We start from the raw sequence: 14,950 nt of genomic DNA, 5'->3' as shown, positions 1-14,950 counted from the left end.
ATTATCTCCGGGTTTTGCCGTCAGAAGTGGTGAGTGTTTGATACATTTCTGGACGACGATCGCGGAACAAGCCCCATGACGCACGCTGAGCGGCGATTTCCTGCAAATCGAATTCATGCACTAAAACAGTTTCGTCAGTTTTATTGGCTTGAGCCAACAGCGCACCGGTTTGGTCAGCAATAAATGAAGAGCCGTAGAAAGTCATTTCCAGACCATCAATATATTTGCTCTTTTCGGTACCAATACGGTTAGAAGCAATCACGGGTACCAGATTTGCTGCAGCATGGCCTTGCTGGACACGAGTCCAGTGCGGTTGACTGTCAATCTCAGGATAGGCGGGTTCAGAGCCAATGGCCGTTGGGTAGAAAATGATTTCCGCCCCAAGCAATGCCAGACTGCGGGCTGTTTCTGGGAACCACTGATCCCAGCAGATACCGACACCGACTTTGGCATAGCGTGTTTGCCAGACTTTAAAGCCGGTATCCCCTGGGATAAAGAACTGTTTTTCTTGATATGCTGGGCCATTAGGAATGTGAGTCTTGCGATACACATCCAGAACTGAACCATCAGCATCAATCATGACCAACGAGTTGTAATATGCGTTGTTGGCTTTCTCAAAGAAACTCAGTGGCAATACTACTTCCAGTTCACGTGCCAGCTTGGAAAAATGTTGGATAAGCGGGCTATTGTCCAGCTCTTGGGCCAGTGCATAGTGTTCCGGGCTTTGATCAATGCAGAAATAAGGGGCGGCAAACAGCTCCTGAATCAGGATAATTTGCGCGCCTTTGGCATGCGCCTGACGTACCAATTTCTCGGCATTTTCAATGTTCTTAGGCAGATCCCAAGAACAGGCCATTTGAGTCGCAGCAACAGTTACTTTTGTCATGAGAAAACCTCAATAAATGTAAAAAACACCCGTGAAGGGTGTGCAATATTTTGAGCCGCTGATTGGCATCTATCCAGTATACAATTGTGCAGGCATGGGTGCCATGCTGTGCAGGGAATGCTGGGCCAGGTTGCGGAAAAAGAATGTAGAAAACGGCATGTGGAAAACTGAAAGCAGGAAACTTAGCCTGCTTGCTCATCAAACCAACTTTCCAGAATAATGACCGCAGAAGCGGCATCAACACTGCCTTTGTCCAGTGCGCGATAACCGCCACTGTCAAACAAATTGGCACGGGCCTCGACTGTACTGAGGCGTTCATCCTGTAAGGCAATCTGTACACCAAAGCGGCCATGCAGGCGGTTGGCAAATCGCCGCGCTCGTGCTGTTAGCGGCTGCTCAGTGCCATCCATATTCAGCGGCAGCCCAACGACGACTAAGTCAGGTTGCCACTCTTTCAGCAGTTTTTCGACTTTTTGCCAGTCCGGCGTGCCGTCCTGAGCTTTAAAGGATGTCAGGGCTCTGGCGGTGCCAGTGACTTCCTGACCAATAGCAACACCGATACTTTTGGTACCAAAGTCAAAGGCGACAATCGTGCGATTAGCCATCAGGCATGTCCTGCTTGTGGAGCAATATTAAAGATATTGATACCCAATTTATTGGCTGCAGCTTGCCAGCGTTCAGAAATAGGGGTGTGAAACAGGATATTAGTATCCGCCTCAATGGTCAGCCAGGCGTTATCCAGTAACTCCTGTTCTAACTGCCCTTGTTGCCAGCCCGCATAACCCAGCGCAACCAGCAGATTTTTAGGTTGTTCCGGGGTTCCTAACGTCTCCAGTACATCTTTGGAGGTTGTTATCATGGTATCTGGCGAGATAGGAATACTGGAGCCGAAACCTTCTTGTGGCGAATGCAGGATAAATCCGCGATCTTCCGCCAGTGGGCCACCAGCCAATACCGGCTTATCCAGTCTAATTGAGGGATCACGTGGCGTGGGGTTAATGTTCAGTTTTTTCAGCACAGTTTCTACCGTGAACTGTTCCACAGGCTTGTTAATCACCAAGCCCATAGCACCCTCTTCATTATGCTCACAGATATAAATAACTGAACGCATAAATTGTGGGTCCTGAAGTGAAGGCATAGCTATAAGAAAATGATGCTGTAAATTCATTATGTTATATAGGGGATTCGCTGAGTTAAGGGAGAAACTCATGTCAGTATGCGGATAAATGCGAATAAAGTCACGGGGGAGCGCTCCCCTTCGTCCTTGAAGCCGCAGGGTTGTTAGCCGCGCTCACTCACCCGAATCACTGACGTGGGTCAGCTCATCGGGATTTGTTCTCTTGCTGCCTACCTGCAACTTCAATGACTTTGGGGTGACTGTTTATGCTTGAAGCCGCAGGGTTGTTAGCTGCGCTCATTCACCCGAATCACTGACGTGAGTCAGCTCATCGGGATTTGTTCTCTTGCTGCCTACCTGCAACTTCAATGACTTTGGGGCGCGAGTCTGGTTTATTTATTCGCCAGACGCACTTCAATAGCATCCATCAGCATGCCAGTAATCGAAACATCCGTAAAAGCGGCTTCAATTTCGCGAATACAGGTTGGGCTGGTAACGTTAATTTCCGTTAGGCGATCGCCAATGATATCTAAGCCGACAAAAATTAAACCTTTTTGTTTCAGCACAGGTGCAACGGCACGGGCAATTTTCCAGTCACTTTCGCTAAGTGGGCGGGCTTCGCCACGGCCACCAGCCGCCAAATTACCACGGGTTTCGCCTTGTGCCGGGATACGCGCCAGGCAGTAAGGTACGGGTTCGCCATCAACCACCAAGACGCGTTTATCACCCTCTTTAATGGCCGGTAGGAAGTTCTGCGCCATACAGAATCGGCTGCCCAGTTCAGTCAGGGTTTCAATGATAACTGACACGTTAGGGTCATCCTGCTTCACGCGAAATATTGAGGTGCCGCCCATACCATCCAAGGGTTTCAAAATGATATCGCCATGTTCCTGATGGAACTTGCGGATATGTTCTTTACTGCGGCTGACCAGTGTATCCGGGGTTAATTCTGGGAACCATGCTGTAAACAGCTTTTCGTTACAATCGCGTAGGCTCTGCGGTTTATTCACCACTAAAGTACCTTTATCTTCCGCGCGTTCCAGGATATAGGTGGCGTAGATGAATTCAGTATCAAATGGCGGGTCTTTGCGCATCAAAATAACATCAAGATCATGCAGTGGCAGGTCTTGCTCTGCGCCAAAACTGAACCAGTCGTCTTTGTCGTGTTTCACACTCAGCAGGCGGGTACGGGCACGGCCATCACCCCCACGCAAGTAAAGGTCGCCCATCTCCATGTAATGCAGTTCCCAACCACGGCGCTGCGCTTCCAATAGCATAGCGAAGCTGGAGTCTTTCTTGATATTAATGGACGAGATTGGGTCCATTACGATGCCGAGCTTGATCATTATTCTCTCCTAATGGGAACGAATTTTATCCCAGGTCGCCAAACCGCACCTGCAAAGCTGTGATGGCGGTCAGGGCGGTAGTTTCGGTACGCAGAACTCGCGGCCCTAGCAGGATATCAGTAAATCCAAGGTTCGCGGTCATGGCAATTTCATCGGCAGAAAGGCCGCCTTCCGGGCCAATCAACAAACGCACTTTGTTGAGTGACGAGGGGAGGGTATTAATGCTGTTGCTGGCGCGGGGATGCAGATTCAACTTCAGGCTGTCATCTTCTTCAGCGCACCATTCGGATAACTGCATTGCTTCGCGGATCTCAGGGAGCTTATTGCGCCCGCATTGTTCGCAAGCTGCAATTGCAATTTTTTGCCATTGCTGAATTTTCTTCGCCAGGCGCTCGCCATCCAGCTTAACGCCGCAGCGCTCAGAAAACAGCGGAGTAATCACATTGACACCCAGTTCAATGGATTTCTGGACAGTAAACTCCATTTTTTCCCCACGGGAAATCACCTGCCCCAAATGCAGATTCAAGGGGGATTCGCGGTCTTCTGATTGCCCTTGTGCAAGCCGGATAATCAGGTTTTTTTTATCCACTCGGATGATTTCAGCCGCGAAAACCTGATTACTGCCATCAAATAATTGCAGGTTTTGGCCTTCAGTCATCCTCAGTACGCGGCCAACATGATTGGCTGCTTCATCACTGAGTGCCAATTCGGTATTGGCCTGCAAAGGTTGCGGGTGATAAATGCGAGGTATGCGCATGAGTTGTTTGAGTCCTGAAACGAAAACTTTGACCAGTATACTAGATTAGCCTTTTTGCTGCTGGCAAGCCCGTTGTACATAAGGGTTATGATTCCCTTGCGCTTTTGCCACCTGCTCATCACGCAAACACTCCCAGTTTGTCACCGGGTATTGGCGATTCCACACTTCGAACAACTTGCTTTGTTGGCTGGAGAGCCGCAGCTGGTATTGGTCGCGCATATAAAAGTAAGTCCGCGCTATAGCACCCCGTGCGCGTGCTGGTGGCTCTGCCAGCTTACTTTTGAAGTCGACTTTCATGTCACACTGGCCATATTGGCCGCCGCCACCGTTCCATTGGGAATACATAAAGTTATTGCGGTCACCATTCACTTCGCCAATGGCAGGTTGTAGATTATGCAAATCAGTTTCTATCTGCCGATAGACCGGATCTTTCGCACAATTTTTGCGCCCACCTTGTTGCCAGCATTGGCGCTGGTGGCCAAATTGCCAGGCCGGGACGACATGTTCCCATTCAATTCGTGCTGCTCGTTGGGCATTTTTCCGTGGTTGATAGCCGCAACTTTTGAGGTCTGGAATCCCTTTTTTACCTTGCCAGTCAATCTTGCACCCACAATAAAAACTACCGGGCGCATCTTGATTGATTTTCGCCGCAACCGCTTTGGCTTGAGAAAAGTTGTTGATGCTTTGGCTGTAGCCGGATAGCGGGAACAGGGGGAAGGATGAAACCAACAGAAACAGAAGCTTGCGTAACATATCTCAAAACAGCCCGATGATGAAAAGCTGGCAGATTATAGATAATAGTTATGGATGGCAAGTTAACTTGCTGTTTTATAACAAGTAACAAGTATCTCTAATAGTTTTTTACTGCTACAAATTGTAGTTTTTCGCCACATTCGCGGCAGCGGTACTCACTCTCGCCGCGTTGCACTTTATTGTGACGGCGAATAGTTAAGGCGTGTTGTTGGCATTTACACTGATAATTGAAAGTCTTACTGCGCACCGTGGTCACTGCAAACTGATGAGTACGGCTGGCCGGGACTTGCAGCACCTGTTCCATCATCCAGCGCCATTCTTGACCGTGAGGTGCCACCCGGCCAAATTGGCGATAGACCAGCAAATGCGCCAGTTCGTGGGGCACAACTTGATCAATAAAAGGCTGCTGATTTTCCAATAGTAATATGGGATTGAGGCGAATTTCGAAAGATTGTAGATAAGCGCTGCCCGCGCTAGTGCCACGTTGATGATAGTTGATTTTTGGCTCCGGATAGTCGGTGCCAAGATGCTGATTCGCCAGCTGCAATTTATGACGCAGACAGCGCATAACGGCTTGCTGTAGCGCGATAGGGATTCTTAATGAACTCATATTGCGGAAGAATAAAACGGCAGATACCCATATGCAAGCCGCTAAGCAGGCTATTTTCAGTTGATCATTATATAAAAATATATAATATTAAGTTATATAATGAAATTCTAATATCAGAGATGCGTATGAATAACGGCAAAACAATCAGTATGGATCTGATGAGATACGCGGCAGGGCAAGCTTGTGACGTGCTGCGAATATTGGCCAATGAGGATCGGCTGCTCCTACTGTGTCAATTGAGCCAGGGTGAAAAGGCGGTCAGTGAACTGGAGGATGCATTAGGCATTCGCCAGCCGACACTCTCACAGCAGCTTGGAGTGTTGCGCAGCGATGGGCTGGTGAATACCCGTCGAGAGGGGAAACGAATATTTTATTCAATCGCTGATGGCAAAGTATTGGCGCTGCTTGAGGTGCTATACCAGCTTTATTGCCCACAAGAGAAGGAGGGCGCATGACCATAGATTGGGCTAATTTCACCCCCTACAGTGCACTGATAGGCGGGGCACTATTGGGCATTGCAGTGACAGTTTTATGGTTTTGGAATGGGCGTATCGCCGGTATTAGTGGCATTTTAGGGGGATTATTAACACCAAAAGCCGGCGATATCTCGTGGCGTGTCGTTTTTATCATTGGTCTGATGATTGCTCCGTTGATTTACTCTTTTTTTGCTGCCCTGCCGGTGATTCAGATTGATGCTGATTTGCCTGTTTTGATCATCGCCGGATTGTTAGTGGGGGTTGGTACTCGCTATGGCGCGGGTTGCACCAGTGGGCATGGTGTCTGTGGATTGGCGCGTTTTTCACAGCGTTCATTGCTCGCGACACTGAGTTTTATGTTTACCGGCTTTGCCACAGTATGGCTTGTTCGCCATCTATTCGTTTAGCCGATAGGAAAGCAATATGAATTTACTTTTTTCGTTGTTAGCGGGGCTAATTTTTGGGCTGGGCCTGATAGTGGCTGGCATGGCGAATCCGGCTAAAGTGCTTGGTTTTCTTGATATTGGTGGTCAGTGGGACCCTTCGCTGGCATTGGTGATGGCTGCTGCGGTGGCGGTTGCCATGATAGGTTTTGCTTGGGCTAAAAGACGTAAAACCAGCTTGCTGGGAAAACCGCTCCAATTGCCAAGCTCCACTCGCCTTGATCGGCGTTTAATCGGCGGCAGCTTATTATTTGGTATCGGCTGGGGCTTGGCGGGGATATGCCCAGGGCCTGCTTTGGTGCTGCTGGGGGCTGGAATGTACAAAGGCGTTATCTTCGTCGCCGCGATGGTGGCGGGCATGGCGCTATTTAGCCTTATTGAGCATTATCGGCAATCCTTAAAAAGGAAAGCATAAAAAAACCCCGCCAGGCGGGGTTTTACTATTCAGAATTTACCGGCTGGAACTTATTTCAGGCCCGCAGCATCACGCAATTGGGCGGCTCTGTCGGTTTTTTCCCAAGGGAATTCTTCACGACCAAAGTGACCATAAGCGGCGGTTTTGCGATAGATTGGATGCAACAAATCCAGCATTTCAATCAAGCCATATGGGCGCAAGTCGAAGAACTCACGTACCAGAGCGGTCAGTTGATCCGCAGGGATCTTCTCAGTACCAAAGCCTTCCACCATGATAGAAGTTGGTTCTGCAACACCAATGGCGTAAGACACCTGAATCTCACAGCGATCTGCCAGGCCCGCGGCGACGATATTTTTAGCAACATAACGGGCTGCATAAGCGGCGGAACGGTCAACTTTAGAGGGATCTTTACCTGAGAATGCGCCACCGCCATGACGTGCCATACCGCCGTAGGTATCCACGATAATCTTACGACCCGTCAGACCACAGTCCCCCATTGGGCCACCGATAACGAAACGGCCTGTTGGGTTAATAAAGTATTTAGTGCCAGCGGTTATCCACTCGGCAGGCAGAACTGGCTTGATGATTTCTTCCATCACCGCTTCATGCAACTCTTTCTGACTGATGTCTTCGGAATGCTGAGTTGACAGAACGACCGCATCAATACCGACAATTTTACCGTCGTCATATTGGAAGGTAACCTGGCTTTTTGCATCCGGACGCAGCCATGGCAAAGTGCCATTTTTACGCACTGCGGCCTGACGAGCCACCAAACGGTGAGCATAGGTAATCGGCGCGGGCATTAAAACGCTAGTTTCGTTGGTGGCGTAACCGAACATCAAACCTTGGTCGCCCGCACCTTGCTCCAGTGGGTTCGCACGGTCAACACCTTGGTTGATATCAGGAGACTGTTTACCAATCGCACTTAAAACGGCGCAAGAGTTGGCGTCAAAACCCATCTCAGAATTTACATAACCGATTTCGCGCACAGTACGACGGGTAATTTCTTCGATATCTACCCATGCGTTAGTGGTGACTTCGCCACCAACCAATACCATACCCGTTTTGACATAGGTCTCGCAGGCAACACGTGCTTTTGGATCTTGCTCAAGAATTGCGTCAAGTACCGCATCTGAAATCTGGTCAGCAATTTTATCCGGATGCCCTTCAGAAACAGATTCCGATGTAAATAGGTGTTTAGCCATTGTTTTCTTTACCTTGAATACAAGTGAAAAGTCACTGCATAGCATTGAAGTCAAGCAACTAGAGCCGCTATTTGAATGGGCCTTTTGTTGCGTTGCGCTTTACAACGCCCCTTTAGGCAAAGCCTTTAGCAGTCTATCCCTTTAGAAGTCCGCCATAATTATAGCGCAGCAGACATTCTAGCAATTAAAATGGATGGATGTATTAACATCTGGACGTCTATTTTAGGTCAGCTTTTGCTATTAACGCCAGCCCTTTTTGCATCAAGATATTTCTTCCTTTGGTTGCTGATCAGTTTATTTACCGCTTGATACAGTTACACGCTATTTTCATTTTGCATTTTGCGCGCGTTATAGGTATAAACTGCGCGCGCAGCTTATTTGATACGCAATGATGAAAATGGCAGAAGATGACATTAGCTCATTGTTAGATTTTTAGTGTTTTGCACTCAGTTGTGGCTCTCAGTCTTCAGGGGCGCTGACCAGCAGGCGGGCATTTAAAAGCGGCGTCATCAAACTGTTACCTAAATTGTCTATTAATAAAGTCTTGTCCGTTCACTATGAACGGCATGCGTGGAGGTGGTTGGATTAATGATCCGTTGTCTACTGGTTGCTGCTCATCAACAGCTGCGTCGTTCTGACGTTCAATCTCCCCTTGCAACCTTCCTTTCTTGTACACCATCAACCCGATGTTATACCCACATGGGTGCGACTCAGGATTCGCGGGCGGGTTAATCACTGCCTGAAGCACTGAATCCGACTGGCCTGACGACTTTACGGCTAATCCGATTCACAAAATCTCAATACGTATTTACAGTCAAACGTATTTTACATTTAAACGTGTTTTACCCTGTTTTGGGTAATGAATAGCTGAGATAAGCCGCTCGTGGATTGCGCTTTCTAGTGCAATATTCTGCCAATTTGGCATTCACGCGGGTTGTCCTTGCAGGTTGTAGCTGCGATAGTGGCTGACTTTATCGTCAGTATCGCAATAGAGGCGAATTATGTCTGATGATAACTTGATTGGCCGTCCGTCAGCTGCGGGCGCACATGTTTCTTTACGCTCCATGCAGGAGGTTGCCATGAATGATCGTAATGCCAGCAAGATGCTGAGCACGTATAACGTCGCCTACTGGGGTGGCAACTATTATGACGTCAATGAACTGGGTCATATCAGTGTTTGCCCTGATCCGGATGTTCGTGAGGCGCGTGTCGATCTGGCGCAACTGGTCAAAAGAATGCAGCTTGAGCAGGGGCAACGTTTGCCCGCGTTATTCTGTTTCCCACAAATTTTGCAGCATCGCCTGCGCTCAATTAATGGTGCATTTAAACGTGCGCGTGAGTCGTTTGGCTATGAAGGTGATTATTTCCTGGTTTACCCGATTAAAGTAAACCAGCATCGTCGGGTTATTGAGTCACTGGTCAATTCCGGTGAACCTTTAGGGCTGGAAGCAGGTTCTAAAGCGGAAATGATGGCTGTTTTGGCGCATGCCGGGATGACCCGCTCAGTTATCGTCTGTAACGGTTATAAAGACCGTGAATATATCCGTCTGGCATTGATTGGCGAAAAACTGGGCCATAAGGTTTATCTGGTTATCGAAAAGATGTCAGAAATCAAAATGGTACTGGAAGAAGCTGAGCGCCTGAATGTTGTACCGCGCTTGGGTGTTCGTGCGCGTCTGGCATCACAAGGCTCCGGCAAATGGCAGGCCAGCGGTGGCGAGAAGTCCAAATTTGGCTTGTCTGCGACTCAGGTATTGCAGTTGGTTGATATGCTGCGTGAAGCTAACAGTCTGGAAAGCCTGCAATTATTGCACTTCCATTTAGGTTCTCAGCTTTCCAACATCCGTGATATCTCCACCGGCGTGCGCGAATCTGCCCGTTTCTATGTGGAGCTACACAAACTGGGTGTCAATATTCAGTGCTTCGATGTGGGTGGCGGTTTAGGCGTAGATTACGAAGGGACGCGCTCCCAATCAGATTGCTCAGTTAACTATGGCCTGAATGAATATGCGAATAACGTTATCTGGGGTATCGGTGATGCTTGTAATGAGCACGGTTTGCCGCACCCTACAGTGATTACGGAATCAGGTCGCGCAGTTACCGCACACCATACTGTGCTGGTTTCCAATGTTATCGGTGTAGAACGCAATGAGTTCAACGAGCCACAACCACCGGCTGCTGATGCGCCGCGCGCACTGGAAAGCTTGTGGGACACGTGGCTGGAAATGCAAGAGCCGGAAAATCGCCGTTCTTTGCGCGAATGGCTGCACGATAGCCAAATGGACTTGCATGATGTTCACACTCAGTATGCTCACGGCATGTTGGAATTGACCCAACGTGCATGGGCCGAAGAGCTGTATCTAAGTATCTGCAATGAGATCCAAAAACAGCTGGATCCGAGCAATCGTGCTCACCGACCTATCATTGATGAGCTGCAAGAACGTATGGCTGACAAGCTGTATGTCAATTTCTCATTGTTCCAATCAATGCCGGATGCGTGGGGTATTGATCAACTCTTCCCGGTCTTGCCATTGGAAGGGTTAGATAAGCCGCCTGAGCGCCGGGCGGTCTTGTTGGATATCACTTGTGACTCTGACGGCACTATTGATCACTATATTGATGGCGATGGGGTAGCAACCACTATGCCAATGCCGCCGTATGATGCAGAGAATCCACCGCTGCTGGGCTTCTTTATGGTCGGAGCCTATCAGGAAATTCTGGGCAATATGCATAATCTATTCGGTGATACTGCGGCCGTAGATGTGTATGTCTTCCCTGATGGCACGGTTGAGTTTGAACAGACTGACGAAGGTGATACCGTCGCGGATATGCTGGAATATGTTCAATTGAACCCAGAGAAGTTACTAAAGCAGTTCTCTGATCAAGTGAAAGAAACCGATCTCGACACCGAGTTACAAGCTCAGTTTATGGAAGAGTTTGAAGCTGGCCTGTACGGTTATACTTATCTTGAAGATGAGTAAGTATTAACCGCTGATTAATCTCACTTTAAGGGCAAACTCAGGTTTGCCCTTTTGTTTATATCCTGTCTCCATTGGCGATTAAGCCAATCTCAACCACACTAATATTAATGATTTTTATCTTTATCATGTTGGTATGTGGGAGCGATTAAATGGGGTGGTTAAGCATCTGTAAAGTAAATTACGTCAAACCGGACTTTCCCTTCTCAGCCCAAGCCGAGGGAAAAAGGATTGGTATCTATCTGGTTGATGGGGAATATTTCGCGATGGAAGATATTTGTCCCCATGCCAATGCCTTATTAAGCCAGGGGTTCGTTGATGGTGAAACGGTTGAATGCCCATTGCATGGCGCACTGTTTGATATCCGAACCGGCCAATGCTTGCGGGAACCCGGAGATCGCGATTTAAACACCTATCCCGTGCGGATCAATGGTGATCAGATCGAAGTTAATTTGGCCGGTGGGAGTGAGTAACGGCTATCATCAAGTTCAGTTATAGAACTCACGCCCCCATTGAGGGGCGTTTGTATTTATAGATGATATTGGTGCTGAGTATTATTTTTCTGTAGCGATACGCTGGCGGATATGGTCGGCGCGGGCCTGTGAGGACGGGTGGTCATCAAACATGCTGCTGGTGCGGCCTGCTTCCATGGTGGCTAATTTTTCGAAGCTGGTGACCAAACCGTTTGGGTCAATACCGCGTTTTTTCAGCAGATCGAATGAGTAATCATCCGCTTCACTTTCTTGTTTTTGTGAGAACTGGGCGTTAACTAATTTCTCACCAATATCGGCTAACTGGGACTGGGAAAGTTGCCCGGCAACACCACCGGCGGATGCCGCAGCAGTGCGCAGGGCAGTGGTGCCATAAGCGACTTGCATGGCCTTGCGGGTATGCCCTAATGCGACGTGTCCCATCTCATGGCCGAGAACTCCTTCGACTTCATTGTCCGTCATCATGTCCATCAGGCCACTGTAAACACGGATGCAACCATTTGCCATTGCCCAAGCATTGACATCTTTAGTGACGTAAACCTTATAGTTAGCTGGCGTCCCATTGATATTATCGCCTAATGCAGCCGAAATTTTTGCCAGGCGTTTGCCATAGGCGCTGTCTGCGGAGGCTATCTGTGCTTTTTGATCCATTTCCGCACAAGATTTCTCACTGAGGTTTTTTACATCAGCATCACTCAGGGTTGCCGCCTGAAAAGCTTGAGCGCCGGACTGCATCAAGCCATCGGTGTTCATATTCTGGCAGCCGCTAAGTAATGCCGTAAGGCTCAGTGCAATCATTGACGTACGAATTTTCATAACACTTTATTCCTGTGGTTATGCCATTTTTATCAGTGAATAGGGCATTTCTATGTATGACGATAACGCATTAGACGCAATTATCTATTTATGACCATGTGCTAACAATGACTATCACATTCTTGTTAACTATTGCATTAATAGCTGTTGAATCGACGGCAGTTGTTCTACTCTGTCGGCAATAGGTCTTGCCCGAAATCTATGACAGTTTCAGCCCGCCGAGTGCCCGATTGACTCATTGTGTGGCTAAAAACGTTGCGAGGTTAACGTGCCTCGAACGTTACAGCTATAGCTTTATTCTGAAAATCAGCAGATTCCATTGGTTATAAATATGGAAGTTATAGCTCATTTGGTTTTAGTGATTGCCGTTTCAATGCTGAGTCTGAGAAAATGGTAACCTTGAACGCTTTTTTTAATCCGACCTGGAGTAAAACATGTCCTCTCGTAAAGAGCTTGCCAACGCGATCCGCGCACTAAGCATGGACGCAGTGCAAAAAGCGAATTCCGGCCACCCCGGCGCCCCTATGGGCATGGCAGATATTGCCGAAGTTCTATGGCGTGATTACCTGAACCATAATCCAACCAATCCACACTGGGCTGATCGCGACCGTTTCGTCTTGTCGAATGGTCACGGCTCCATGTTGATCTATAGCCTGCTGCATCTCACTGGCTATGATCTGCCGATGGAAGAACTGAAAAATTTCCGCCAATTACACTCTAAAACGCCAGGTCACCCTGAATATGGTTATACCGCTGGCGTAGAAACCACCACCGGCCCATTGGGTCAGGGCATTGCCAATGCCGTGGGTTTTGCAATTGCAGAACGCACTCTGGGCGCGCAATTTAACCGCCCTGGCCATGATGTTGTTGATCATCACACCTATGCCTTTATGGGCGATGGTTGCATGATGGAAGGCATCTCTCATGAAGTTTGCTCCCTGGCTGGTACCATGAAGCTGGGTAAACTGACTGCATTCTATGATGACAACGGTATCTCCATCGACGGCCACGTTGAAGGCTGGTTCACTGATGATACTGCAGCCCGTTTTGAAGCTTACGGCTGGCATGTGGTTCGTGGTGTTGATGGTCATAACGCTGATTCCATCAAAGCGGCCATCGAAGAAGCCCACAAAGTGACCGACAAACCATCACTGCTGATATGTAAAACCATTATCGGTTTTGGTTCACCGAAGAAAGCCGGCACCCATGATTCACACGGCGCACCATTAGGTGCAGATGAAGTTGCCGCGACCCGTGAAGCATTGGGCTGGAAATACCCGGCATTCGAAATTCCACAGGATATCTATGCCGCGTGGGATGCTAAAGAAGCGGGTAAGGCGAAAGAAGCTGCCTGGAATGAGAAGTTCGCCGCTTATGCTAAAGCGCATCCAGAACTGGCTGCTGAATTCAAACGCCGCGTCAGCGGTGAACTGCCCGCTAATTGGGCGGCTGAATCTAAGAAATTCATCGAAGAATTACAAGCAAACCCTGCCAAAATTGCTAGCCGTAAAGCATCACAAAATGCGCTGGAAGCTTTCGGTAAAGTGTTGCCTGAATTCCTCGGCGGCTCTGCCGACCTGGCACCAAGCAACCTGACTATCTGGTCTGGCTCTAAATCTCTGAGCGAAGACTTGGCGGGTAACTACATTCACTACGGTGTGCGTGAGTTTGGTATGTCCGCAATCATGAATGGTATTGCTCTGCACGGTGGTTTTATCCCTTACGGCGCAACCTTCCTGATGTTTGTGGAATATGCTCGTAACGCGGTGCGCATGGCTGCACTGATGAAAATCCGTAGCATCTTCGTTTATACCCATGACTCTATCGGTCTGGGTGAGGATGGCCCAACCCATCAGCCAGTTGAGCAGATGGCAAGCTTGCGTGTGACACCAAACATGAGCACTTGGCGTCCATGTGATCAGGTTGAGTCTGCGGTAGCATGGCAGTATGCATTGGAACGTAAAGATGGCCCAAGCGCGCTTATCTTCTCTCGTCAGAACCTGGCACAACAGCCACGTACTGCTGAGCAGCTAGCCAATATCTCTAAAGGCGCTTACGTGCTGAAAGATTGCGCGGGTCAGCCAGAGTTGATCTTTATTGCCACGGGTTCTGAAGTTGAACTGGCGGTTGCAGCAGCCGATCAATTGACAGCCGCAGGCCGCAAAGTGCGCGTTGTGTCTATGCCATCAACTGATGCATTCGACAAACAAGATGCGGCTTACCGTGAGTCTGTATTGCCATCTGCTGTTAGCGCGCGAGTTGCAGTAGAAGCCGGCATTGCAGATTATTGGTACAAATATGTTGGCCTGAATGGCGCAGTGGTGGGGATGCACAGCTTTGGTGAATCTGCTCCAGCTGAATTGCTGTTCAAAGAGTTTGGTTTCACCGTAGAAAACGTGGTGGCAAAAGCTCAGGCGCTGTTGAAATAATTTTTGTTAAAACAGTATGACGTTGCCAATGCTATGAATCACTGTAAACGGTGATGATAGTCCCAGTGACTGACCTGTTAAAAGACCGCTTCGGCGGTCTTTTTTTTCGCCAATTGATGGATGAATTGTGCCCTTTATCAGGCAGATATTCCTTTTATGATTGGTTTGGTTTATTCTGGCTGAAGCGTTTCAGTCATGATTTGTTTTCCTTTTCAGTTTATTTCGCTG

16 protein-coding genes are annotated in these 14,950 nt (G+C 48.5%); 7 read left to right on the top strand and 9 right to left on the bottom strand.

From position 1 onward, the window contains the following. Position 1 precedes the first annotated feature (1 nt). The 7 genes from aguB to F0T03_RS17400 form a co-directional block, all read right to left on the bottom strand. Positions 2–886, bottom strand: a complete 885-nt coding sequence (aguB, locus tag F0T03_RS17430) for an N-carbamoylputrescine amidase (protein ID WP_145553168.1) — start codon at positions 884–886, stop codon at positions 2–4. Between the two features lie 182 nt (positions 887–1,068). After that, positions 1,069–1,491, bottom strand: a complete 423-nt coding sequence (ruvX, locus tag F0T03_RS17425) for a Holliday junction resolvase RuvX (RefSeq protein ID WP_005157116.1) — start codon at positions 1,489–1,491, stop codon at positions 1,069–1,071. After that, positions 1,491–2,054 carry a YqgE/AlgH family protein gene (locus F0T03_RS17420; protein ID WP_145553166.1) on the bottom strand — a complete coding sequence of 188 codons (564 nt, stop codon included), beginning with the start codon at positions 2,052–2,054 and terminating at the stop codon, positions 1,491–1,493. The genes ruvX and F0T03_RS17420 overlap by 1 nt, the downstream gene beginning before the upstream one ends. Positions 2,055–2,395: 341 nt before the next feature. Then, positions 2,396–3,349, bottom strand: coding sequence for a glutathione synthase (gene gshB, locus F0T03_RS17415; RefSeq protein ID WP_145553164.1), 954 nt, complete (start codon positions 3,347–3,349; stop codon positions 2,396–2,398). 25 nt (positions 3,350–3,374) lie between these two features. Continuing rightward, positions 3,375–4,106, bottom strand: coding sequence for a 16S rRNA (uracil(1498)-N(3))-methyltransferase (gene rsmE / locus F0T03_RS17410; protein ID WP_159679720.1), 732 nt, complete (start codon positions 4,104–4,106; stop codon positions 3,375–3,377). Between the two features lie 45 nt (positions 4,107–4,151). Further along, positions 4,152–4,859 (bottom strand): deoxyribonuclease I, encoded by a 708-nt coding sequence (gene endA / locus F0T03_RS17405; RefSeq protein WP_159679718.1) that lies wholly within the window; start codon positions 4,857–4,859, stop codon positions 4,152–4,154. A gap of 97 nt (positions 4,860–4,956) precedes the next feature. Then, positions 4,957–5,469, bottom strand: coding sequence for a SprT family zinc-dependent metalloprotease (locus F0T03_RS17400; protein WP_145553158.1), 513 nt, complete (start codon positions 5,467–5,469; stop codon positions 4,957–4,959). 125 nt (positions 5,470–5,594) lie between these two features. Here F0T03_RS17400 and F0T03_RS17395 point away from each other — a divergent pair, with 125 nt between their 5' ends. Genes F0T03_RS17395 through F0T03_RS17385 form a run of 3 tightly spaced genes read left to right on the top strand, consistent with a single transcriptional unit; the run spans position 5,595 to position 6,803 of the window. After that, positions 5,595–5,924, top strand: a complete 330-nt coding sequence (locus tag F0T03_RS17395; RefSeq protein ID WP_162526973.1) for an ArsR/SmtB family transcription factor — start codon at positions 5,595–5,597, stop codon at positions 5,922–5,924. Then, complete coding sequence (locus F0T03_RS17390) at positions 5,921–6,352, top strand: YeeE/YedE family protein (RefSeq protein WP_159679716.1); 432 nt, start codon at positions 5,921–5,923, stop codon at positions 6,350–6,352. The genes F0T03_RS17395 and F0T03_RS17390 overlap by 4 nt, the downstream gene beginning before the upstream one ends. 16 nt (positions 6,353–6,368) lie before the next feature. After that, on the top strand, positions 6,369–6,803 hold the full coding sequence (locus F0T03_RS17385; RefSeq protein ID WP_145553154.1) for a DUF6691 family protein: 435 nt from the start codon (positions 6,369–6,371) through the stop codon (positions 6,801–6,803). A 50-nt stretch (positions 6,804–6,853) separates the two neighbouring features. Here the strand turns inward: F0T03_RS17385 and metK are convergent, their stop codons facing one another. Then, on the bottom strand, positions 6,854–8,008 hold the full coding sequence (gene metK / locus F0T03_RS17380) for a methionine adenosyltransferase (RefSeq protein ID WP_145553152.1): 1,155 nt from the start codon (positions 8,006–8,008) through the stop codon (positions 6,854–6,856). Positions 8,009–8,596: 588 nt separating this feature from the next. Between metK and F0T03_RS21945 the strand changes: the two genes are divergently transcribed. From F0T03_RS21945 to F0T03_RS17370, 3 genes are all read left to right on the top strand, one after another. Beyond that, the gene (locus F0T03_RS21945; protein WP_155409025.1) at positions 8,597–8,740 is read left to right on the top strand and encodes a hypothetical protein; all 144 of its coding nucleotides are present in this window, start codon (positions 8,597–8,599) and stop codon (positions 8,738–8,740) included. Between the two features lie 269 nt (positions 8,741–9,009). Continuing rightward, complete coding sequence (speA, locus tag F0T03_RS17375) at positions 9,010–10,989, top strand: biosynthetic arginine decarboxylase (RefSeq protein WP_145553150.1); 1,980 nt, start codon at positions 9,010–9,012, stop codon at positions 10,987–10,989. Between the two features lie 149 nt (positions 10,990–11,138). Then, entirely contained in the window at positions 11,139–11,459 is a 321-nt protein-coding gene (locus tag F0T03_RS17370) for a non-heme iron oxygenase ferredoxin subunit (RefSeq protein ID WP_159679714.1), read from the top strand. A gap of 81 nt (positions 11,460–11,540) precedes the next feature. On the opposite strand, the gene loiP is transcribed toward F0T03_RS17370, so the two are convergent. Then, positions 11,541–12,293 (bottom strand): metalloprotease LoiP, encoded by a 753-nt coding sequence (loiP, locus tag F0T03_RS17365; RefSeq protein WP_159679712.1) that lies wholly within the window; start codon positions 12,291–12,293, stop codon positions 11,541–11,543. Positions 12,294–12,727: 434 nt separating this feature from the next. On the opposite strand from loiP, the gene tkt reads away from it, so the two are divergent. Then, on the top strand, positions 12,728–14,722 hold the full coding sequence (gene tkt, locus F0T03_RS17360; RefSeq protein WP_159679710.1) for a transketolase: 1,995 nt from the start codon (positions 12,728–12,730) through the stop codon (positions 14,720–14,722). Positions 14,723–14,950 lie beyond the last annotated feature (228 nt).

The organism is Yersinia canariae (genome assembly GCF_009831415.1).
GTDB classification, from domain to species: Bacteria; Pseudomonadota; Gammaproteobacteria; order Enterobacterales; family Enterobacteriaceae; genus Yersinia; species Yersinia canariae.
This window is presented reverse-complemented; position numbering and strand designations above follow the sequence as displayed.